We start from the raw sequence: 22,314 nt of genomic DNA, 5'->3' as shown, positions 1-22,314 counted from the left end.
CTCATTTCTTGGACTGTTTTTTTTCCATGATAAATCCTGGCTGGCGCGGAAAAGTGAGACTGATAGTTGGTAATTCGAACAAAAGATACTGCCAGGGGAACAAACTTCTTAATCGGATGCTCACGCAAAGGCGCAAAGACCGCTAAGATTTTCGGAGTCAAAAATCAAGACCTTCTTTTCTTCGCGGCTTCGCGTGAAAAACCCTTAGCCGTGTTTACCTAGTTGCTCTAAATATCTCGCGATCAGGTCCACTTCCAAGTTTACCTTGGCTCCGACCTTCCATGCTTCGGAAGCATTGGTGACAATAAGAGTCTCCGGGATCAAAACTAGTTCAAACTCACCGGGTTTAGAATCCACGATCGTGAGAGAAATTCCGTCCACAGTTACGCTACCCCGGACCGCAAAATATTTGGTAAATAATGGATCATGAGAAATTACGAACCTTCTTACTTTTCCTGAATCCTTTTCTTCAGAAAGAAGAATCGTACCTGTAAGATCCACATGCCCCGTCACAAAATGGCCGCCCATTCTGGTATGGGGTTGGACCGATCTTTCTAAATTGATCTTTGTTCCTACTTGGAAACTTCCGAAATTGGTGAGCTCTAAAGTTTTGTAAGAAGAATAAAATTCGAATTTGTTTCCGCTTTCTTGGAAGGAAGTTACGGTGTGACATGCTCCGTTGACCGAAATAGAGTCGCCGTTTTTTAGATCCGGATCTTTCCAAGCGGTTATTACCTTAAATATTTTACCATCCCCAGTGTCTTGGACGGATTCAATTTTTCCGGTAGTCTCTATTAATCCTGTGAACATCTTCCCAACTCCCAAAGATCAGAACCGAGTTCCGCCTTCCATTCCATGGAAAATTTTCCATTCCATTCAGGCAAGATTCCTTTTGGAAAAGAAACGGCATTCGATCTGATTTGTAAGATAGCATCTTCTTCCGAAAGTATGGAAGAAAATAGTTTGTATAGAAAATTTCCACCTTCTACGAGTGCCGTGTTAATCTCCCAAGAATCTAAAACTTCTAAAATTCTGGGGATATCAGAGAAAGAAACCTTCTCTAATGGAAACCTAGAAAAATTTTCTAATCGTTTAAGAAAATTTGCATCATAAGATTTTTTTTCATCCAAGAAGAATGCGGCATTCTTCTTTCCGATACGATCGTTTATATTATTTTGTTTTTCCAAAAAGTTTTGACTGATCGAATTTTGATCCGATAAAAAGAAAATTCTAAGCGGTTGGTAATCTTTCTCTTTTTCTTTATGGATCTGAAAAACTTCAGGATCAGAAGAATATTCCAAAACCTTAGAGACAAGTCCCGAAAATCCTTTGTAGGAGTTCCTACCTATATTTTGATTCACACCGACATTCTCAGGCACATGCAAAATCTGCGGTGCGATCTTCGGCAAAGAAGAAGGTATTCTAAAATCCAGACCTGGATCGTCTACCCTTACGGTATTCGGCCCGACTAAGATCGCATCAACTTTAGCTCTTAGCATAGAAAGAAATACATCCGACTCGGAAGAAGATATTTTCTCTCTGAGACCTTCTCCCGAACTGAAATAACCTTCTTTGCTGAGAGAAGTTTTGAGTAAAAAAGCAGGCCTTCTTTTTTCTATTCTGGATCTAAAACCGAACAGGAATTGGGAAGAGATTTCGGCTAACTCGGCGTTTTCAATCACCTGAATTCCGATCTCTGATAATTTATTTAAACCGGAATGAGAAGACACCAAAGGATTCGGGTCCTTCCAGCCATATTCCAATCGAACAGGTTTTTTTTTTAGGAAAAGATCAATACAAGGAGGAGTTTTACCGTAATGAGAACAAGGCTCTAAAGTTACGTAAGCATTATGGTCGGGGAGTTTTCCGTTCGGGAATTTTTCTCGAAGCAAACGATATGCTTCTCTTTCTGCGTGGTTTTGTCCGGCTTTTTGTGTGGAAGCAGAAGACAAAATTTCACCGGTGTTTGAGTCTTCTAAAACGCAGGCCACCGGAGGATTCGGGCTGGAATATCCGGTGGAGACAAAGGAATAGCGAGTCAATTCCTCCCGAATCCGATCCGGGAGGGAAGAACTCAAGAGCGTTTCCACCTCTGACTCAGAGTATCGTAGATATCCACGAGTGGTGCAGCAATGAACACGGAGGAGAATGTTCCGAGTATAATCCCGAAAGTGAGAACATACGCGAAATCGTATAACTCCACTGCTCCACCTATGATGATCGCAACTACGGAAATCAAAGTTGCAACAGAAGTATTGAAAGTTCTGGAAAGTGTTTGGTTGATCGAAAGGTTAATCACTTTAGAAAATGTATCTCTCAAATTCCCAGCATTTTCACGGATCCTATCGAACACCACGATCGTATCGTTGATTGAATATCCGAGTAATGTCAAAAGAGCCGCGATAATAGGAACACTCGGTTTAATCTGGAAAAATCCGATAAATGCGATCGTGATCACTAAGTCATGAATTAGAGCTAAGATAGCTCCCAATGCAAACTTGAATTGGAAGCGGAAGCTCAAATATATCATGATAAAGAAAAGAGTTAGGCCCAAAAGAGAGATCCCTGTAGAAGTTAACTCAGCCCCCACCACGGAACCTACTTGGTTCGCGGAGAGAATTTTCTTTTTTTCTAATTTAAAGTCTTCTTGTAAAAGACCGATCAATGCGTCGATCGCAGAAGCTTGTTTTGCTTCTACACTATCTTTACCTTTTCTTTCTATATAAAGTTGTTTGATCTGATCAACGGAACCAAGGCCTATATCGATTTGGTAATCGTTTTTATCCTTATCCATTAGAACCAAAACTGCTTCTAAATTTTTAGCGGAGAAATACTCCTCCAAGTTTTTACGTTCTACATTCTCCGGAAACTCTACGACGGCTCTTAAACCACCGTCAAAATCCAAAGAAGTAGCGAATCCTCCGTATTTTCCGAAGGTAACTCCAAACCCGACAGCGATCAGGATGGCAGAGAAAGAAATGGATACGTATTTATATTTTATAAAATCAAACATTTTTGGACTCCAGTTTTTTGAATCCGATCCGAAGTTTACGAACTCCGAATTTGTTTACCAATAGATCCATGATCATTCTACTCAAGAACAATGAGGTAAACAGGGAAGTGATGATACCCCAACAAAGAGTGATCGCAAATCCTTTGATCGGTCCGTTTCCAAGTTTGATCATCAAGATCCCTGAGATCAAAGTAGTCACGTTACTGTCCATAATCGTCCAGAAAGCGTTATCAAATCCTTGGGCAACCGCGGCAGACACATGTTTTCCGGAAGCCAATTCTTCCTTAATTCTTTCGTAGATAATAACGTTAGCGTCCACCGCCATACCCACGGTGAGGATGATCCCCGCAAAACCAGGTAAGGTCAAAGTGAATCCCATCAAGGAAAGAAGTGCCATAAGCACGATTACGTTCACAAGAAGTGCAATATCCGCAACAAAGCCGGACAATCTATAGATTACCAACATGAATACGATCACGAGTGCGAATCCTAAAAGAACCGCTTTTAATCCTACTTCGATGGATTCGATCCCTAAAGTAGGACCTATAAATCTCATTTCCAGAACGTTTAATGGGATCGGAAGTGCACCCTCGCTGATCACATTTGCGAGATCCGTAGCTTCTTTTTGTCCGAACTCTCCGTCGATCTGAGCGTTACCGCCTGCGATAGGACTACGAATTACTGGATCAGAGATAACTTTGTCTCCCCAAACGATTGCAAGTTGTCTTCCTACGTTTTTAGAAGTGATATCGAAAAATTTCTCAGCACCTTGAGAAGTTAAGGAGAAGGAAACGTAATAGGAAAGTCTGTTTTGGTCGTAACTCTCACGAGCGTTTCTCATGTCCTTTCCGTCGAGAGAGATAGCTCTTTCCAGAACTACAAATTCTCTAGGAAGTAGGGATGCCTTAGGGTTATTTGCTCTGGACCATTTTACGTATAATTTATACTTTTCAGGGATATTATACTTCTTCTCCATAGCCGCCAGGAATTTATCCTGCTCGTCTTTTCCCAGTTTCTGTTTAACTATATTCTGGAATTTTACGATCTCAGTTTCTTCCTTTCTGCCCTCGTTCATGAGTTTCATTTCTTCCAACTCAATCGCGTCGTGGTAAGTTCCTCTGGAGTTTGCGTTTGAATCAGATGGCTCTCTCAATCTGTATTCCACGGTCTCAGTGTTTCTGATAATGTCTAGGATCTGAGAAGAGTTGCTTACACCTGGTAAAGAAACCTCGATAGAATCTTGGTCCTTCTGGATACGCACCTGAGGTTCGGTCAAGTTTTGGTTGGTCAGACGGTTGTCGATGATCAACTTAGCTTTTTCTAACTCTGCAAGTTTTCTACTAGGAGTTAATTCGAAATAACTTTCGATCTCTTTCAGTTTGTCTTGAGCTTCTTTTCTTTCTTTTTCGGAAAGACTAGCGTCACTTTTTTTGCGAGTAAGCTCTTCGATCTCTTTTGTATAAGAATCTTTTAATTTAGAAGTATAGTCGTCGAAATCACCTTTCAGAACGACTCTCATTCCACCTTGTAAGTCCAATCCCAGACGGATCGCCAAAGGTCTTCCACCGAAAATATACTCTTCTACCCAAGTAGGTCTAAGTTTATTCTTAGGTTCTAAGATGAGTTCCTGGTTTTCCTGAGAAAGCTGGTTGATCTTTGCGGAAGTGATAAATCTTCCTTTGACTAGATAATAATCCTGGTCCGGGAAAATATTAGGATCAGGTTCGATCTGCCAATCGCTTTTCGGGTTATAATCGGTTTTCCATCTTTCCGCAAAATTAGAAAGAACTTCTTTGCGGGTTTCTTCAGGTAATTCTTTAAATTCTTTTCTTACTGCGAGTTCCAATTCCCTTTCGGCGAAGTTTGGATAAAGAAGCGTCAATGAAGACGCTACTACCAATATTGGAACAAAAATCCATTGGACAGATTTCAAATTCGGACTCCTAGTCTCTTCTCACTTTATTGATGGTCACAGGGGAACGTCGAGTGACGCGTGCGCCTTTGGCTCTGAATTGATATAAAGCAAAAGCAAGTATGATTGCGATGATGATAATCGCCTTTTTATGTTCAGAGAAAAATCCTGCGATTGCTCCCTGTTCTTTTTGTTCTGCGGCCTTTCTTTTCTCTTCTTCTTTTTTCTTATCGTCTCCGAGTTTTAGGATCTCTCCCAACTTCTCTCTGATAGAAATATCTTCTTTAGGTAAAGAAGAAGCGCTAGCATTATAACCGGGCAGATTTTTAGGGCTTAAATTTGTTTCTTCATTTAACCAGTAAGGCTTTTGGATCTCAGCCGAAACTTCCGGATTAGAAACTTCTTTATTTAGATTTCTCTCAGAGGTTTCATTCGGTCCGTTAGGATCTCCTGAATTTTTTCCTTGAGAGGGATCTTCCGGTGCGATCTCAGGATCTACTTTTTTCTTAGGCTCTGATTCTTTCTGCTCGGTCTCTTTGGACTCGACTACCTTCTTCTTTTTACCCGCGTTCTTCTTTACTTTTTTCTTTCTAGAAGCTTTTGCAAGAGGGGTCTTTTTGGAAGAAGTGGTTGTCTTCTTAGGTTCGGAAACCTTATCCAAAAAATCGATTTCTTCTCCGTCCTGTCCAAATATTGGAAGGGCCAAAGAAATACAAAGAAGGAGGCATAGGATCTTATTCATGAGTCGCACCGATTATACTGATACTATCGGAAAAAGGGAATTAGGCCTCTTTCTCTTTTTCCTTCTTTCTTAAAATCGTGCTGGAATTGAAGGTAACGTTGGTGTCCTTAGCGATTGCCAAAACAACAGATTCGTTATTGTCCTTAAATTCTACCACCTTGCCATGGATCCCGGAAGAAGTGATGACTACGTCGCCTTTTTGTAGGCTCTCGATCATCGTTTTTCTTTTCTTTTCTTCGTTTCTTTGAGGGCGGATCACTATAAAATACAGAATGATAAATAGGATCGGGATGAATAATAGAGTATTAAACCCACCACCTTGTGCCCCAGCCGGATCCGCTTGGGCTAATATTAATAAATTTTGAAAATTGCTAAGCATGATGAAGCCTGTGTTTCCTTTTTTGGTCCTTTTTGAGACCAGTATTTTCCTTTATTATCCCTTGGTAATTAAATTTTGAAAGAAGGCGCCTGTTTTTCCGGAAGCCAACTGTTCTAATGCCGTTTTATATCCATCTAGGATAGAATTAGCTTTACCCAAGGTGAAAAGCCCGGCTCCAGCGTTCAAGGCAACTGCATGGGTGCCCGCGATCTTCTCCCCTGCCAGGATCTTTCTAGCCAAAGACTCGGCTTGGTCCGGCCCGCTGGTAAATACTTCCTCAGGATTCAGATCTTTTAGACCCAGATCTTTAGGATCGAAGTCCTTCCTGGAAATAACTCCGTCTTCTAACAGAGTATAATCCGTTTTTTCGAAAATGGAAAATTCATCCAGTCCGTCTCTAGAATGACATACTAGAGCCCTTCTCAAACCCAAACCTTGCAGAACCCGGATAAAAGTTTCGGTCAATTCAGGCTCGTACACTCCTATGATCTGGTACTGAGGAGAGAATGGATTACTCAAAGGGCCGATCATATTGAATAAGGTCCTGAAACCTAATTCTTTACGGACAGGTCCTGCAAACTTCATGGATGGATGCCACATCGGAGCGAATAAGAATGCAAATCCGTTTTCCACTAAATGGGATTCCACCTCTTCTTGGGTTTTTTCCGTATTATAACCTAGTCTTCCGAGGATATCGCTGGAACCGGTATGAGAAGAAACGGAACGGTTTCCATGTTTTGCAACCTTGATCCCTAAAGAAGAAATTACAATCGCAGAAAGTGTGGAGATATTAACTGTTCCTTTTCCGTCTCCTCCTGTTCCGCAGGTGTCCAGCATATCGAATGGAAAAGCAGTTTTAGGTTTGAGCGCGTTACGGCGAAGTGCTAAACAGAAACCTAATAGTTCGTCTACGGTTTCTCCCTTTGCTCTCATTGCGGTCAAAAAAGAAGAAAGTAGGATCTCTGATACTTCTCCTCTCATTACGGAATTGATCACTATTTCCGCTTCCGAAACTGTAAGATTCTTTTTTTCTAGAACTTTGATGATAGCTTGTCTAATTTCCATTTTTACCGAAGGCCTTCCGTATAGAGCTGTAACGGATCACTTCCCTGTTTGAGATCAAATAACGTATTCCTGAAAGTACAGTGATTAGAGTGGTCAAAAGCATTCCGAAATACGGAACAAATCCACCTAGTCCGAATACCAATTCGTTCCAGCCAGGGGCACCGTTTTCCTGCCAAACCTTAACGAATGCAACTGCGTTTTCGGAAGCTATCCCAAAAACGCTCATTCCTGCAAGTTTACCGCTTTGGTAGACCTCATTGATCAAAATTCTTTTATTCGAAGAAACTAATATAAAGAAGATCAAAATTAGAATAATGGCACCCATCTGAAAGGCGGTCTTTACCTTTCCAAGCATTGTGGTTCGGATAGATTTTCCCAAACGGATCGCAAGATAACGTAAGGTCGTGATCAGCATATCTCTTCCGATGATCAGTATTACCATCCAAAGTTCGATTTGTTCGTGTAAAAATATGAATGTTGTAAAACAGCCCACTACGATGATCTTATCCGCGAGTGGATCTAAAAATTTTCCGAACTCGGTCTCTTGTTTCCATTTTCTGGCCAGATAACCATCAATAAAATCTGTGAGAGATGCCAGAGAAAATAAAACCAAAGCGGCGATATGGTAAGCCTGCTCCTTCTGGTACAGGAACCAGATGAAAAAAGGAAGAGAAGCAACTCTCAGTACGGTAAGAGCGTTGGGTAAGTTAATATTCGGATTCAAGATTCCAACCAAGTTCCCATCATGTCGTATTCGTAAAAAGATTCGATTTTCACTTTTCCGATTGTGCCCGGCTTCAAAGAAGGATCTTCTACATAAACCACTTCGTCTATTTCCGGAGCATCTTGCAAACGTCTGACGATTGCAGTATTACCTTCCAGTCCATCTACGATCGCAGTATAAGTTTTACCTATTCTGGATTCGTGGATCTCTTGTAGGATTTTCAAATGTGTATCTCGGATCAGATTGATCCTTTTCGCCTTCTCTTTGTCGGAAACTGTTTGGGACAAATCTGCACCTTTAGTTCCTTCTTGAGGAGAATAAGAGAATAAATTCAATTTTTCAGGACGAGTCTCTTCTACAAATCGTAGGATCTCATCCACATCTTCCCCTGTTTCTCCGGGAAAACCTAGTATAAAAGAAGTTCTGATCTCAAGATCAGGTCTCATTTCTCTTGCGAGAGAATATAAATCTCTGAATTGGGAATATCCCCCACTTCTATTCATGTTTTTTAATACTCTTTCGGAAACATGTTGGAGAGGAGATTCCAAATAAGGAGCGATCTTAGGAGTCTCGCCCATGAGTCTCAGGATTTTTTCAGTCTTCTTGTCCGGATATAGATATAATAATCTTAATATTTCCAGGTTCTCTATATCAGATACAGTTTTGATCATATCCAGAAGTTTGTCGGAGTCTTTTCCATAATACACTGTATCTTGGGAAACTAAACAGATCTCTTTTGCACCTGCAGCAATTGCCCTTTTCGTATCTCGGACGATCTCTTCCAGAGGAGAATCCACGAATTTTCCGCGAAGAGAAGGAATGATACAGAATGCACAACCTCTATTACAACCGTCCGAAACCTTTACGTATGCATAAGGTTTGGAATAATTCTCTATCTCAGGAGAAAGTTTCATTCTCTCCACGATATCCGAGTTGAATTCGGTTTTTGCAGGAGAAGAAATATCTCTACGGAAAGCTTCCTTGATAATCTTTCCTGCTTGGGAATATTTTCCGGTCCCAAAAACCAGATCCACTTCCGGAATTTCTGCAGAGATATCTTTAGGATATCTTTCTGCAAAACATCCTACAACGACTAGTTTCTGGCCTTCTTGTTTTTTGGCGTGGGCAGCACCAAGTATTGTTTGAATGGTTTCTTCCGTTGCGGAGCGGATAAAAGTACAAGTGTTGATCAGATGGAAATCGGACTCTTCCGGTTTTGTTGCCGGAAGAAAACCTTCTTCCAAAAGGGAGTGGTGCATGCTCATGGAGTCCACGGTATTTTTGGGACATCCGAGAGTGGTGATGTAGAACTTTTTATCCAAACGAAGCCTTACTCGCCCAACTCCTTAATGATAAACTGTGTGCTATCGTAAGGGTTTGGTGTTTTTATATAAACTTTCTTCACTAATTTTCCGGGACGTCCTAAAACCACTTTAGGTTTTCCGTTCTGGATCATCTCCACTGCGGAACCGTCTCCTACTTTGATCTCCAGACGATCTTTCGCTTCTAGAGTTTTATTTTCTCCACCTTGCACAAGACCTCTGAAACCCATTTGGCCATCGATCATGAACTCAGCGTAACTTGGTTTAGAGAAAAATAATGTAACTTGGATCGGAACATCACCTAAAGTTTTGGTGGAATCCTCTCCTTGAGGATTAGACTGTACAGTAGTGCCTTGTTTCTCTTCTTCACTTAAAGAAACTAAAACTTTTGCGGAACTTCCGGTCACACTTTGAGCGGCAATCCTGATACTTCTACGTAAGGAAGAAATTTCAGGGATCGAATAGCTCAGAACTTTTTCCTGACCTTCGGACAATCTGAATTTGTAAACAGTCAATTCAGGATACACATTGAATGCAAGAACTGCGGTATTTGTATCAGATCCTTGTTCTACGGAAGAGATGAAAAGTTTACACTGTTGGTTGGAAGCGCTAAAGCTCACACCTTGGTTCGCAGTTAAGATAAAACTTTCAGGTCTTGTTTCCGGAACGGAACGATTGATAAAATCTATATTTTCCGGGATCTCCAGTCTTCTTCCACTTTCTTCCGCGACATCATCATCAGATGAAGATCCGTCGATAATGGTATAAACTAAAACCGCAGCGATCGCTACTACCAGAACTGAAATAGCAGTGATCAGTTTGTTTTTATCGAAATTTAGATCATAATAAAAATTAGAAGTAGGTTTGGTGAGTTCTTCTAAAGGAGCCTGAGACTCTTCTATCTTTTCACCTCTGTATAAATTGATCAGCATCCCCGTGTCTAACTTTAAGTAACTACCGTAGTTTTTTAAAAATCCTATGGTAAATGTTTCTCCGGGAAACTGAGCATAGTCCTCAGTCTCCAATGCGAGAATGTACTTAACGGAAATATTCGTATCTTTGGATACGTCCTTTACAGTGAGCTTTTTTTCTTCCCTAGCCTCTCTAAGGATTTGCCCTACTCGTTTCTGATTCAATTTCGCTCTCCTTTCCTAGGAAGATTTATTCTTCCGACACCAAGGGGTTATTTACGATTTTAGAATTACCGTCAGGACGGAAATTAAATACTCCATCCTCGATATCCGCATTCGGATCTAATCCGAAAAATTCCACAGTTGTAGTCTTACCTCTTCCGTCACTCGCCACTGCCTTTTTGATAAAGGAAGTTTGTGCGTCTACGTAGAGGGTCATAGTTTCGTAACCGCCGATCTTCTCTCTCTGTTCCAAAGCCAATACGAAATATTGACGATTGTCTTTAGGAGAAACCTGAGGTTGTTCTATGGACTCGAATTTATAATGATACTTTCTGAAAATCCTGGAAAGACCCTCTTCCGTCATTGGGGAAAAAATAGGGCCGGATTTATTAGATTTATTTAATGTAAGATCCTGCTTTCCGGCGGCATTCAATCTTTTGATAAAGATCCAAAGAGTTTTACCGTCGGAAACGATCTCATCACCGGAAGGATCTGAAAATTCATATTTGATCTTTCCACCCTTCTTATAATAGCAGACACCTTTTTTAGTGACCACTTTTTTGTTCGATTCCGTTTGGATTACAAAATCAGCCTTATAAGATTTTAGGTCCGAAAAAGTTTTTCTGACTTTTTTAACCACTTCAGAAGGTGAATTCCAATGGTGTTTTGCGGATGACTGAGCGCCTAGAGAGGAGCTGCCGAATAATACGGTCAGGCTTAAGGCGATAAATATAGAACGATTGCTTAAGGTATCTTTCATTCTCAGGTAATGCAGGGATTTTTTTCCAGGATGGCGAGTATCCGCCCCACTGTCACTTGGTTTCTTTTCCCGGCCTGGAAATTCCTAGACCGGGTCGAATTTTTATGCGGACCTTAAAATTTCCCGTCCCTTAGATCCCAGGATCGGAGAAACGTATCCCCTTTCTTCCATTAATTCCATGATCCTGGCCGCCCTGTTATAGCCGATTTTCAAACGTCTCTGTAAGTAGCTCGCGCTCGCCTTTCTATCCGTTCTTACGATTTCCCAGGCCTTATCAAATAGCTCCTCATCCATTTCTTCTGCAGATTCAGATTCGGTCTCTTCTTCCAAATCGAATTCTACGTAGGTAGGAGCTCCGTATTTTTTGGCCTCTTCCACGATCTTCTCGATCTCTTCTTCAGAGATAAATGGAGCCTGGATCCTTGCCAGGTCCGCAGAAGTAGGAGACTTGTACAACATGTCTCCTTTTCCAAGAAGAGACTCAGCACCATTCATATCCAGAATGATCTTTGAGTCCGTTTTTTGTGCCACATGGAATGCAATCCTTGCAGGACAGTTCGCTTTAATAAGACCGGTGATCACATCAACGGAAGGTCTTTGGGTCGCCATCACCAAGTGGATCCCGACCGCTCTGGACTTCTGGCTGATACGAGTGATCGCATCTTCCAGATCTTTTCCGGAAACCATCATGAGATCGGCAAGCTCGTCGATGAACACCACAAGATAAGGCATTTTATTATAACCTTCTTTGTGATAATGCTCCTCTACCTTCTCATTATAAGAACGGAAATCCCTACATTTCAATTGGGATACAGCCTCATAACGCGCCTCCATCTCCTGGATCACCCAAGAAAGAGACTTGGTTGCCTTACGAGCATCTTTGATCACAGGCATAAGAAGATGAGGAATATCCTCAAACAGAGTGAGTTCCACCATCTTAGGGTCTATCATGATAAAACGAACTTCTTCCGGAGAAAGATTCAGGACGAGAGAAGCGATCATCGCATTTAAACAAACCGATTTACCGGAACCTGTAGTTCCCGCCACAAGCAAGTGAGGAAGTTTATTTAGATCGATGGAAACAAGCTTACCTGAGATATCCTTACCGATCACTATATTCAGATCTTTTTTAGGTTTAGGAGCTAAAGAAGAACGTAATATATCTCCGAGGAAAACATCTTCTCTATGTTTGTTAGGAACCTCGATACCGATCGTGGATTTACCCGGGATAGGAGCAACAATACGGATATTTTTAACTGCAAGATACATTCTAAGCTCGTCAGTCAAAGAAGTGATCCTTCCTAATTTTACGCCAGGAGGAGGAGTGAGTTCGTAACGAGTGATAATAGGGCCTCGTTCCCAACCTACTACCTTAGCTTCGTAACCATACACTTTCAGTGCGTTCTCGATCTCGAAAGCTACCTTTTCGGATTCAACTTTGAAAAGTGCATCCTGGACTTTTGTAGGATTACTCTTCAAACGATTCAGAGGAATATGATACACGGAACGTTTAGAACGGAATACCGGCACCATAGAAACTGGAGTAAATGGAAGTTCAGATTGTTTCGGTTTCTCTTGTTTCTTCTCAGGAGCAGCTGTAGGAGTTCCTACAGGAGGAGAAAGTAAAGTGTTAGGAATAACGATCGGCTCCGCCTCTACTACTACCGTTGGCTCCTCAGATTCTTCTATTTCTTCCTCGTATTCTTCTTCCGAGTTTTCTAATTCGTCTAAAGAATCTTCCTCTTCGGTCCATTCTTCGAATTCTTCGCCTTCTTCTTGGAGTTCTTCCTCTTCAGCCGAGACTTCTTCTATAATTTCTTTATTAGAAACAAATGGTCGGATTTCTTCTTCAAACTCTTCCGTTTCAGGAACCGCATGCAAAACTTCTTCTTCGACAAAAGAAGTAAGTGTAGAAGTTTCACTTCTCAAATCCAAGATCTCCCAGGCCTTTTTAGAAGAAGCAGCCGGAACTTCTTCTTTTCTTTCGGGAACTCCGTAAACTTTCTCCACAAGACGAGAAGAAGCGGTTTGGAATTGGAAAATTTTTCTATCGTCTTCAAAAAAACCTTGGAGAAGACCCGAATTTTTATACTGCACGTTAGATTCTCTTAAGTCTGGGGACTTAGAGTTTCCCTTTGCTTTTTGGATATAAGATTCTAAATTTGTAGGAGTTTTCGCAGGGTTTTGTTTCTCCGAAGAAGGTCCCGAAACTTCTCTGCGAAACCAAGGAGGTACATTCTCTTCCGAAACTTCAGTGTTTGTTTCTTTCCAAGAAGGAATTGAATTCATCATACCGGAAAGACCCTTGGACCAATCAGTAGATTTGGTTTTGCCAAATGCGGGTTCGTAATTTGGGATCTCATCTTCTTTTTTGGTTCTTCCACTCATATAACCGGAAAGCCATTGCTCCTTCCAGTCCCCGCCGCTTTGTGCAAGAAGCCTTCCTAAAAAATGGACCGGAGATTCGTTCAAATAAACAAGTATGCCGTAAAAATAGACCACGAAATGGATGAGAAGTCTTCCTGTAGAACCTAGAAGATATTCCAAGGCCACAGCTAATGCTTGGCCAAGAACTCCACCGTTAGATGCAAATGGAACTGTAGAAACATTTCCGAAAACATTCAAACTCACAGCGACTGCGAGTAAGAATAATGGAATGGTAAGAAGTTTGTTCGTAACATCCTGAGCGGGTTTCGCAAGAAGGATCCCACCAGTTAAGATAAGCATGATCCCAGGAACAAAAGAAGCATTCCCGAATAAGTATAAAAATCCCCAGGAAAGATAATGGCCGAGCCTACCAAAAAGGTTAGCTTCCACTCCATTTTCGGCGATGGTAAAAGAACCCAGAGAAAGGGTCAGAAAAATCCCGGTGAAAAGTAGAAGATACGGCAATGCCGCCCGTCCCTTTTCCCAAATCGCTATATTTTGTCCGATAATTTGGTCCCTTCTATCCATACTCCCTAAGGATCGGCAGAAATCCGGAATCCGAAAAGAGACTTAATTCCGAGAAAAGAGACGCAGATTAGAAAAAAGGTTCAGAACCCTGTACTTCCGAAACCGCCCGCTCCTCTTTCCGATTCAGGAAGTTCGTTCACCAACTCCCAATCAGTATGCCAGGTACGACGGATCAATAATTGAGCAATTCTAGTTTTGTCTTCGAGAAGATAAGGTTCTTTTCCCAGATTCAGCAGAGGCACCATTAATTCTCCTCTATAATCTGAGTCGATTGTGCCTGGAGTATTCGGAATTAAGATCTTAAACTTTGTAGAAAATCCGGAGCGGGGTCTGATCTCAAAATGAAATCCTTCCGGGATCGCAAAAGAAAGTCCTGTAGGAACTAAAACTACTTCCCCGACAGGTAATGTAAGAGTGGAATCCAAACAGGCAGCAATATCATAACCGGCGGAACCTGAAGTTTTGATCTCCGGGAGTAATGCTTTCTCTTTTAACTTTTTAACCGGGATTTTCATATTAGTACGAATAGGATCCGAAAATGGATTTTATTTTTTGTTCTTCTTTCGCTTTTAATTTTGCCAAAACGGAAAGATGTAACTCCGGAAGTGCGAATATTTTTCGAACGGTTTGATTAATCTCTTCTTCAGTTACTGAATGGATCTCTTTGATCCTATTTTCTAAAGAATTGTATTTTCCATAATAAAGCTCTTGGAAAGCGATATTATTCATTCTACTTTCAGTATGCTCGTAACCTATGGAAAGACTTCCCTCGTGGTTGGTCTTGGCATCTTTCAATTCTTGGGAAGTAACTCCCTTATCTACAAAAAGTTTAACTTCTTCTAAGATTAATTCCAGACTTTCTGCAAATCTTTCTTTGGAAGTGGAACATACGATCGAATTGATCCCAACATCACGATAAGAAGAAGGATAACTTGTGATATGATAACAAAGTCCTTTTTCTTCTCTGACTTTTTGGAATAAACGAGAAGACATCCCCCCACCTAAAACATGTGTGAGAAGAGAAAGTCTAGTTGCATCGTGAAAATTACGAGGAAAACCTTCTCCGCCTAAAATGAAATAGGCTTGCTCGGTTTCCTTATTCCCTTTGCGGAAATATCCGAATTCTTTTTTAGGAGTTTCGAATGTTCCTTCTTTTCCTTTTTTAACTGACTGGGAGAAATATTTGGAAATCAGATCGAATACAAATTCCGGCTCATAATTTCCGGAAAGAGAAAGTATCATATTCTCCGGATGATAATAGGTTTCGTAAAAGTTTCTAAGACTTGTAGGAGTAACTCCTCTGATCGAGGCTTCAGTCCCTATAATATCTCTTCCTAAAGAATTTTCTCTGAATAAATTATTATAATAAAAATCGTGGATTGCGTCTTCCGGAGAATCTTCGTAACCTTTCATTTCTTCCAAGACAACTTCCGCTTCTGTACGGATATCTTGGTCTCTAAACAAAGGTTGGAACATCATCTCTGAAAGTAATTCCAATCCGAGTTCCAGATCTCTGGAAGCTAAGGTTGCATGAAAGTAAGTGTATTCTCTGGAAGTGGCCGCGTTAGAGTAAGCTCCTACTCTTTCCCAATCTTCCGCTTGTTGTTTTGCAGTTCGCTTTTCAGTGTCTTTGAAAAGCATATGTTCTAGGAAATGACAGTAACCAGCGTTTTCCAAAGTCTCGGACCTGGATCCCACTTTTACATACACTCCCATAGACACGCTTACTGAATAGGGAGCTCTTTGGAACAAGACTACAAGCCCGTTCCCTAATGTTATTTTATGATTTTTTTCTTCCAGAAAAACCAATGTACTACCCGGCGAAAAAGTTTCGCCGGTCTTATTTGTTTTTAAACTTCGAGAGCGTCTCTTCTGGAAAGATCGATCTTACCTGTTTTATCCACGTTCAATACGCGGACACGGATGATCTCACCTTCTTTCACTACGTCTTTCACTGAATTCACACGTTTGGAATCCAATTTGGAAATATGGCAAAGTCCTTCTTTACCTGGTAGGATCTCCACAAAGGCACCGAAATCGGTAATACGTTTCACTTTACCTTCGTAAATTTTTCCTACTTCGACTTCCGCGAAGAAACCTTCTACCATGCCTGCAGCTTTTTCTGCCTGCTCTTGGTTGGCTCCAGCGATAGTCACTTTTCCATCGTCGTCTATATTGATATCCGCACCGGATGCTTCGATGATCCCGCGGATATTTTTACCACCTGGACCGATGAGTTCCCCGATACGATCTTTAGGTATATATTTAACGATAATTTTTGGAGCTGTGCGAGAAACCGAATCCGCAGCTTTGGAGATGGATTTTTCCATTACATCCAAAATATGGAAACGAGCTTTTTCTGCCTGAGCAAAGACCGCTTCTAGAACGTTAAACGCAACACCGGTTACTTTTAAGTCCATTTGGAATGCGGTGATCCCTTTTCTGGTTCCTGCGATTTTACAATCCATATCACCGAAATGATCTTCTAATCCTGCGATATCGGATAATACTGCAAATCTTCCACTCTCATCGGAGAATAATCCCATTGCAATTCCGGAAACTGCGGACTTGATCGGAACACCCGCTGCCATTAGAGCCAATGATCCGGAACATACGGAAGCCATGGAAGAAGATCCATTGGATTCTAAAATTTCGGACACAACTCTGATTACATAAGGGAAATCATCCGGCTTAGGAAGAACCAATTTAAGAGCTCTTTCTGCCAAGTTTCCGTGACCGATCTCTCTACGACCTGGTCCGGAAGATCTTCTTACTTCTCCTACTGAGAATGCAGGGAAGTTATAATGAAGCATGAAGTTCTTTTCTTTCTGGCCTTCCAATGTTTCATAACGTTGGTTGTCAGATGCAGTTCCGAGAGTTACTGTTCCCAAAGACTGGGTTTGGCCTCTTGTAAATACTGCAGAACCGTGAACTCCAGGAAGAGGGCTCATCTCTACGCTGATATTTCGGATCTCGTCCAACTTTCTTCCGTCGAAACGAACTCCTTCTTTTAATACCTGCTCCCTTACGATCTCATACTCGAGTTCATGTAAGAAGTTTTTGATGTCCTTGATCTTTTCGGACTCAGTTACGGTTTCTTTGAAGTGTTCTACAACTTCTTTGTTTGCATTAGAAATTTCTTTATTACGAGAAGCTTTATCTGCAGTTTTGTTTGCAGCAGAAACCTTATCGAATGCGTATTTACGAACTTCGCCTAAAAGAGTTTCATCTTTTACTCTGAGTTTGACTTCTTTTTTAACTACAGCGAGTTCTTTCGCCCAGGATTCTTGAAGTTCTACAAATTTAGCGATATGTTGGTGGGCAAATTTTAACGCTTCCAACATTTCAGAGTTGGATAATTCTTTTGCCTCTCCCTCTATCATTACGATATGGGTTTTAGTTCCTGCAACTACCAGATCCAGATCGGAATTCAGGATCTCTTTGTTACTAGGATTGATTACGAGTTCTCCGTTAATTCTTCCTACTCTTGCTCCAGCGATTGGACCATTAAAAGGAATATTAGAGATCGTTAATGCAGCAGAAGCAGCATTAAGCGCGTGACCAGCTGTAGAAATTTCGTTATCCGCAGAAAGAACAGTTACCTGCAATTGAACTTCGCAGAAATATCCTTCAGGGAAAAGAGGACGGATCGGTCTATCGATGATCCTTGAATTTAAAACCTCATGCTCATAAGGTTTTGCTTCTCTTTTGAAATATCCACCTGGGAATCTACCTACTGAATAAACTTTTTCAGAATATTCGCAAGTAAGTGGGAAGAAGTCTTGGCCTTCTTTAGGTTCGTCTGCGGCACAAACAGTTGCTAATAAAACTAGATTTCCGGTTTTATATACTACGGACCCGTGGGCTTGCTTCGCCCAATCTCCCGTTTCGAGAGTGATTGAATCACGGCCAAATTGGCCATTAATAGATTTAGCCATGAGAGAACTCCTTACTTGCGGAGTCCGAGAGCTTCGATTAGTTTTTTATAACGTTCTAGATCAGTACGTTTTAGGTATTCTTGTAATCTTTTACGCTTGCTAATAAGTTTAAGAAGACCGGTTTTAGAATGAAAATCTTTCTTATGAGTTTTAAAATGCTCGTTAAGATCTTTGATTTGAGCGTCTAGAAGAGCGATTTGGACTTCTGTTGAACCAGTGTCCCCTTGCCCTTTTGCAAATGTGGAAATAATTTGCTTCTTTTGTTCCGTAGTTACCATAGTTTGATTGTACCTGTTGCCAATTTTCGGGGGCCTAGCCCCCTGTCCAAGCTAAATTTTAGAAAAGACCTTCAAATATTTATAAGAAAGGCTGCCAGGAAGTCCCTCCCTTCTGCAATATGCCAAAATCTCTCCTTCCGGAGAGGTAAGTAGGAATTCCTGAGCCGGGATCCAGTCCAGTTTGATCTTTTTCCCGTGAAAAACGTCTTTTACCTCGGTACTTGGGATCTCAACAGAAGGAATATCCAGAATTTCTTCCGGAGGATGGATGATTGCTTTTCCAAGCAATAATGCCTCATAGGTATCGGCTTGCTCCAGCTTGAGTTTGCCCACCTTAGTCCTATTCAAAGACTTAAGGCACATCGGGATACCTGCTTCTTCCGCTATATCCATGACAAGCTTACGAATATAAGTTCCGCCAGAAACCCTAGTCTTCAATTTGAAACCTTCCGGGCAGAAGTCTCCGGCCGAAAATTCGAATATTTTAATCTTACGAATGCTTGGTGGAACAGAGATCCCTTCTCTGAATAATTTGGCTCTTCTCTGCCCCTGCACCTTGAGTGCGGAAACTTCCGGCGCAACCTGTTCTTCCCAACTGGAAACCTTGGAAAGAATTTCTTCCAATTTGGGCATGGATTCTTGGTACCATTTTTGGATCTTAGAAGTTTCCCAATCTTCTACCACTAAACCTTCTCTGTCTCCAGAGTCAGTGGAGAAGCCGAACTGTACGTCAGCCTCGTATTCTTTGTCTTTTCCTAAAAATACTTGGGAGAAACTTGTAGAAGTGCCTACAGGCAATACCATCAAACCGGAGGCAGCCTTGTCCAAGGTACCTGTATGACCTACTTTTTTGAGTCCGAGAGTCTTTTTGGCTTTTAAAACCAGATCGGAGGAAGTCATTCCAATCGGTTTATCCAAGAGTAGAAATCCGAATTCAGTCCGGATTTGTTGGTTTTCTCGTAAGTCGGAGGGATTCATCTAAACCTTGGATATATTCTTCGTCCCAAACAAAACTCATTCTAGGTGTGATCCTAAGATTGAGTTTTGTGGAAAGAGTCGCGGCAAATTTACCCGAGGCGCTATTTAATCCAGCGAGTAATTTTTCCTTTTTTTTGTCCGTTACGATAGCCGTTACGTACACCTTTAGATTTTTGGAATCGTCCGAGAGTTCCGATCTGTGAACGGAAACCATATGAACCCGAGGGTCCTTGACTTTTCCGGCCAGGATCATCATGGCAACGGTCCGAACCGTCTCCGCTTCGATTTTCCTTTTACGGATCGGATTCACTCTAACACTACTCCAGTTTCCGTTTTACTACTGTGACGGTATAGGCTTCGATTGTGTCGCCTGCTTTGAAGTCGTTATAGTTTTCTAACTGGATACCGCATTCGAAATTGTTCACCACTTCGTTGACTTCGTCTTTGAATCTTCGAAGAGATTTGAGTTTTCCGTCGAATACTTGGACCCCATCGCTGATCACACGGATACCGGAAGCTTTTGTGATCTTTCCGGAAGTAACCATACAACCTGCGATATTTCCGATCTTGGAAACTTTGAAAACTTCTCTGATCTCTGCAGTTCCGATAACTTCTTCGATCCTTTCCGGTTCGAGGAGTCCTTCCATCGCCATCTTGATCTCGTCCACAACCTGATAAATGATGTTGTAGTATTTGATCTGAACGCCTTCTTTCTCGGCGAGTGCGATGGTCTTAGGATTCGCACGAACATGGAAACCGATCACGATCGCGTTAGAAGCGGATGCAAGCATCACGTCCATATCTACGATAGCTCCCGCTCCGGACTGAATCACGTTCAGTTTTACGTCCGAAGTGGAAAGTTTTTCCAGGGCTTCCTTGATCGCTTCCGCAGAACCGCGAACGTCTGCTTTGATAATTACTTTCAGTTCTTTTAATGCACCCTGTTTGATGAACTCGTTCATGTTTTCCAGAGTGACTTTGGAACCTGCAGCTCCCGCGTTTCCAATTCTTTCGAATTCGATACGGTGTTGAGAGATGTTTCTTGCTTCCTTCTCATCTTCTACAGAGTCGAAAGGCGCTCCTGCATCAGGAACTCCATCAAGTCCGGTTACCTGAACAGGGAAAGCAGGTCCTGCTTCCTTGATCAAATGACCGTAATCATCATACATCGCACGAACTCTACCGGAGAATACTCCAGCTACGAACGGATCTCCAACTCTTAGGGTTCCGTTTTGGATAAGAACTGTCGCAACTGCTCCGCGGCCCGGATCCAGTTTCGCCTCGACGATTGTACCTTTTGCTCTACGTTTAGGGTTCGCTTTCAGATCCAGAACTTCCGCTTGTAGAAGTACGGATTCTAAAAGTTTATCGATCCCGATATTTTCTTTCGCAGAGATCTTACAATACATCGTGTCCCCGCCCCATTCTTCCGATTGGAGTCCATGGTTAGCGAGTTCTTGCATGATCTTATCAGGATTTGCAGCAGGTAGATCCACTTTGTTGATTGCAACTATGATAGGAACTTTTGCGTCTTTCGCGTGAGACAATGCTTCTAAAGTTTGAGGCATTACTCCATCGTCAGCGGCAACCACTAAGATCACGATATCAGTAACCTTAGCTCCCCTTGCTCTCATAGAGGTAAACGCTTCGTGACCAGGAGTATCCAAGAAGGTGATTTCCCCTCTATTTGTTTTTACCTGGTAAGCACCGATATGTTGTGTAATTCCACCGGATTCGGTATCGATGACGGAAGACTTACGGATAGTATCCAATAATCTTGTCTTACCATGGTCAACGTGACCCATGATGGTAACGACAGGAGGTCTATGGATATAATCTTCTGGACTGTCTTTTTCTTCGTCGATTAGAGTTTCTTCATATAGAGAAACTACTTTTACCTTACAACCGTATTCATCAGCGAGAATGGATGCTGTTTCTGCATCGATGATATTATTGATGGTCACCATCATTCCCATTTTCATGAGTTTTCCGATGACATCTCCCGGCTTAAGATTCATTTTCTTAGCCAGTTCTCCTACTTGGACATTCTCCAAAAGAGTGATCTCTTTCGGTACGGAAACTCCAGTAGGCCCGCTTACTTTCTGTTTTTTATAATTCTGTCTGAAGAATCTAGAGTTTTCAGAACCTTCCTGACCTTCCGGTCTTCCGCCTCTATCTTTATCATTACGTTTTTTGCCGGAAGGTACTCCCCTTCCGCCTTCTACAGGTCCTAAACCTGGAGGTGGAGTTCCTGCTCCAGGGCCGCCTCTAAATCCGCCACCCTGACCGCCTGGGCCTCCTCGGAAACCACCGCCTTGGCCGCCACCTGGACCACCACGGAATCCGCCGCCCTGTCCACCTTGGCCTCCACGATATCCGCCGCCGCCTTGACCACCCTGGCCTCCACGATAACCGCCACCGCCTTGACCACCCTGGCCTCCGCGATATCCGCCGCCACCTTGACCGCCTTGGTAACCACCGCCCTGACCACCTTGGCCTCCGCGATATCCACCGCCGCCGCCTTCACGGTTTTGGTATCCGCCGCCTTGACCACCTTGGCCTCCGCGATATCCACCACCACCGCCTTCACGGTTTTGGTATCCGCCGCCTTGACCACCCTGGCCTCCTTGGTAACCACCACCTTCGCGATTTTGGTAATCTTGGTTTCCGTCAGAACGATTGCCTCGGTAATTTCCGCCGCCCTCACGATTTTGGTTCGGGAACGTCGGTCTCTGATTTGGACGAGATACTATAATATTATTGTCTTCTCTCTGGAATGGAGGTCTACCTTCTCCCAAAATATGTTCCGGAGGAGCAGATCTTGGAACCGGAGGCTCTTGGCGAGTGCTTGGTTCCGGAAAGAGAGGTTCTTTTTTAGGAGGAGTAGAACTTTTAGGAGTGCTTGGTGAGGAGGAAGCTGCAGCAGCCGGTTTACTTGGAGCTGGATCTGCGGGGGCTTCTTTCTTTGCAGAAGTAGAAGGCGTTTTTTCGTCCGGCTTCTTTTTGATAACCAGCTTCTTCTTCTTACTTGCGTCAGCAGAAGCAGAGCCCTGGAGCTTTTCCTTGATTGATTTATTCTTTTCTTCCATATAATGTCCTGGTCAAGTACGCGATG

At 42.3% G+C, this 22,314-nt stretch carries 19 protein-coding genes; all 19 read right to left on the bottom strand.

Going from position 1 to position 22,314, the window contains the following annotated elements:
- Positions 1-204 precede the first annotated feature (204 nt).
- The 19 genes from EHO58_RS13665 to infB all read right to left on the bottom strand — a co-directional run bounded on the left by EHO58_RS13665 (position 205) and on the right by infB (position 22,288).
- A complete protein-coding gene (locus tag EHO58_RS13665) occupies positions 205-810 on the bottom strand; it encodes a riboflavin synthase (protein ID WP_135680299.1) in 606 nt (201 codons plus the stop codon).
- Positions 795-2,078 carry a bifunctional diaminohydroxyphosphoribosylaminopyrimidine deaminase/5-amino-6-(5-phosphoribosylamino)uracil reductase RibD gene (locus EHO58_RS13660; RefSeq protein WP_135680298.1) on the bottom strand — a complete coding sequence of 428 codons (1,284 nt, stop codon included), beginning with the start codon at positions 2,076-2,078 and terminating at the stop codon, positions 795-797. The genes EHO58_RS13665 and EHO58_RS13660 overlap by 16 nt, the downstream gene beginning before the upstream one ends.
- Complete coding sequence (secF, locus tag EHO58_RS13655; protein ID WP_135626031.1) at positions 2,075-3,013, bottom strand: protein translocase subunit SecF; 939 nt, start codon at positions 3,011-3,013, stop codon at positions 2,075-2,077. Before secF ends, EHO58_RS13660 begins: the two co-directional genes overlap by 4 nt.
- Positions 3,006-4,946, bottom strand: a complete 1,941-nt coding sequence (gene secD, locus EHO58_RS13650) for a protein translocase subunit SecD (RefSeq protein ID WP_135626030.1) — start codon at positions 4,944-4,946, stop codon at positions 3,006-3,008. Before secD ends, secF begins: the two co-directional genes overlap by 8 nt.
- A gap of 10 nt (positions 4,947-4,956) precedes the next feature.
- Positions 4,957-5,667 carry an SRP-less Sec system protein gene (locus EHO58_RS13645; protein WP_135680297.1) on the bottom strand — a complete coding sequence of 237 codons (711 nt, stop codon included), beginning with the start codon at positions 5,665-5,667 and terminating at the stop codon, positions 4,957-4,959.
- Between the two features lie 40 nt (positions 5,668-5,707).
- Positions 5,708-6,046 (bottom strand): preprotein translocase subunit YajC, encoded by a 339-nt coding sequence (gene yajC, locus EHO58_RS13640; protein ID WP_100708269.1) that lies wholly within the window; start codon positions 6,044-6,046, stop codon positions 5,708-5,710.
- A gap of 54 nt (positions 6,047-6,100) precedes the next feature.
- Entirely contained in the window at positions 6,101-7,111 is a 1,011-nt protein-coding gene (trpD, locus tag EHO58_RS13635; RefSeq protein WP_135680296.1) for an anthranilate phosphoribosyltransferase, read from the bottom strand.
- The gene (pgsA, locus tag EHO58_RS13630; protein ID WP_135626027.1) at positions 7,101-7,835 is read right to left on the bottom strand and encodes a CDP-diacylglycerol--glycerol-3-phosphate 3-phosphatidyltransferase; all 735 of its coding nucleotides are present in this window, start codon (positions 7,833-7,835) and stop codon (positions 7,101-7,103) included. The genes trpD and pgsA overlap by 11 nt, the downstream gene beginning before the upstream one ends.
- Complete coding sequence (rimO, locus tag EHO58_RS13625; protein WP_135680295.1) at positions 7,832-9,157, bottom strand: 30S ribosomal protein S12 methylthiotransferase RimO; 1,326 nt, start codon at positions 9,155-9,157, stop codon at positions 7,832-7,834. The genes pgsA and rimO overlap by 4 nt, the downstream gene beginning before the upstream one ends.
- A gap of 8 nt (positions 9,158-9,165) precedes the next feature.
- Positions 9,166-10,293, bottom strand: coding sequence for a helix-turn-helix domain-containing protein (locus EHO58_RS13620; protein ID WP_135626025.1), 1,128 nt, complete (start codon positions 10,291-10,293; stop codon positions 9,166-9,168).
- 25 nt (positions 10,294-10,318) lie between these two features.
- Complete coding sequence (locus EHO58_RS13615; RefSeq protein ID WP_135626024.1) at positions 10,319-11,050, bottom strand: LolA family protein; 732 nt, start codon at positions 11,048-11,050, stop codon at positions 10,319-10,321.
- 102 nt (positions 11,051-11,152) lie between these two features.
- Positions 11,153-14,005 carry an FtsK/SpoIIIE family DNA translocase gene (locus EHO58_RS13610; protein ID WP_135680294.1) on the bottom strand — a complete coding sequence of 951 codons (2,853 nt, stop codon included), beginning with the start codon at positions 14,003-14,005 and terminating at the stop codon, positions 11,153-11,155.
- An 80-nt stretch (positions 14,006-14,085) separates the two neighbouring features.
- Positions 14,086-14,520, bottom strand: a complete 435-nt coding sequence (gene dut, locus EHO58_RS13605) for a dUTP diphosphatase (protein WP_135680293.1) — start codon at positions 14,518-14,520, stop codon at positions 14,086-14,088.
- 1 nt (position 14,521) lies between these two features.
- Positions 14,522-15,814, bottom strand: a complete 1,293-nt coding sequence (locus tag EHO58_RS13600; protein ID WP_135680292.1) for a M16 family metallopeptidase — start codon at positions 15,812-15,814, stop codon at positions 14,522-14,524.
- Between the two features lie 41 nt (positions 15,815-15,855).
- Positions 15,856-17,943, bottom strand: coding sequence for a polyribonucleotide nucleotidyltransferase (gene pnp, locus EHO58_RS13595; RefSeq protein ID WP_135626020.1), 2,088 nt, complete (start codon positions 17,941-17,943; stop codon positions 15,856-15,858).
- Between the two features lie 11 nt (positions 17,944-17,954).
- On the bottom strand, positions 17,955-18,221 hold the full coding sequence (rpsO, locus tag EHO58_RS13590) for a 30S ribosomal protein S15 (protein ID WP_100723501.1): 267 nt from the start codon (positions 18,219-18,221) through the stop codon (positions 17,955-17,957).
- 51 nt (positions 18,222-18,272) lie between these two features.
- Complete coding sequence (gene truB / locus EHO58_RS13585; RefSeq protein WP_135626019.1) at positions 18,273-19,199, bottom strand: tRNA pseudouridine(55) synthase TruB; 927 nt, start codon at positions 19,197-19,199, stop codon at positions 18,273-18,275.
- Entirely contained in the window at positions 19,156-19,509 is a 354-nt protein-coding gene (gene rbfA, locus EHO58_RS13580) for a 30S ribosome-binding factor RbfA (protein WP_086446695.1), read from the bottom strand. Before rbfA ends, truB begins: the two co-directional genes overlap by 44 nt.
- 7 nt (positions 19,510-19,516) lie before the next feature.
- A complete protein-coding gene (gene infB, locus EHO58_RS13575; protein ID WP_135680291.1) occupies positions 19,517-22,288 on the bottom strand; it encodes a translation initiation factor IF-2 in 2,772 nt (923 codons plus the stop codon).
- Positions 22,289-22,314 lie beyond the last annotated feature (26 nt).

Origin of the sequence: Leptospira selangorensis, from assembly GCF_004769405.1 — a bacterium.
GTDB lineage: Bacteria > Spirochaetota > Leptospiria > Leptospirales > Leptospiraceae > Leptospira_B > Leptospira_B selangorensis.
The sequence above is the reverse complement of the archived record's forward strand: the minus strand, read 5'-3'. Positions and strand labels throughout refer to the sequence as shown.

What these genes read in the sequence shown, in the direction of transcription:
- EHO58_RS13665 (WP_135680299.1), bottom strand. Translation starts at nt 810, where the DNA reads ATGTTCACAGGATTAATAGAGACTACCGGAAAAATTGAATCCGTCCAA.
- secF (WP_135626031.1), bottom strand. Translation starts at nt 3,013, where the DNA reads ATGTTTGATTTTATAAAATATAAATACGTATCCATTTCTTTCTCTGCC.
- EHO58_RS13645 (WP_135680297.1), bottom strand. Translation starts at nt 5,667, where the DNA reads ATGAATAAGATCCTATGCCTCCTTCTTTGTATTTCTTTGGCCCTTCCA.
- yajC (WP_100708269.1), bottom strand. Translation starts at nt 6,046, where the DNA reads ATGCTTAGCAATTTTCAAAATTTATTAATATTAGCCCAAGCGGATCCG.
- trpD (WP_135680296.1), bottom strand. Translation starts at nt 7,111, where the DNA reads ATGGAAATTAGACAAGCTATCATCAAAGTTCTAGAAAAAAAGAATCTT.
- EHO58_RS13615 (WP_135626024.1), bottom strand. Translation starts at nt 11,050, where the DNA reads ATGAAAGATACCTTAAGCAATCGTTCTATATTTATCGCCTTAAGCCTG.
- EHO58_RS13610 (WP_135680294.1), bottom strand. Translation starts at nt 14,005, where the DNA reads ATGGATAGAAGGGACCAAATTATCGGACAAAATATAGCGATTTGGGAA.
- dut (WP_135680293.1), bottom strand. Translation starts at nt 14,520, where the DNA reads ATGAAAATCCCGGTTAAAAAGTTAAAAGAGAAAGCATTACTCCCGGAG.
- pnp (WP_135626020.1), bottom strand. Translation starts at nt 17,943, where the DNA reads ATGGCTAAATCTATTAATGGCCAATTTGGCCGTGATTCAATCACTCTC.
- rpsO (WP_100723501.1), bottom strand. Translation starts at nt 18,221, where the DNA reads ATGGTAACTACGGAACAAAAGAAGCAAATTATTTCCACATTTGCAAAA.
- truB (WP_135626019.1), bottom strand. Translation starts at nt 19,199, where the DNA reads ATGAATCCCTCCGACTTACGAGAAAACCAACAAATCCGGACTGAATTC.
- infB (WP_135680291.1), bottom strand. Translation starts at nt 22,288, where the DNA reads ATGGAAGAAAAGAATAAATCAATCAAGGAAAAGCTCCAGGGCTCTGCT.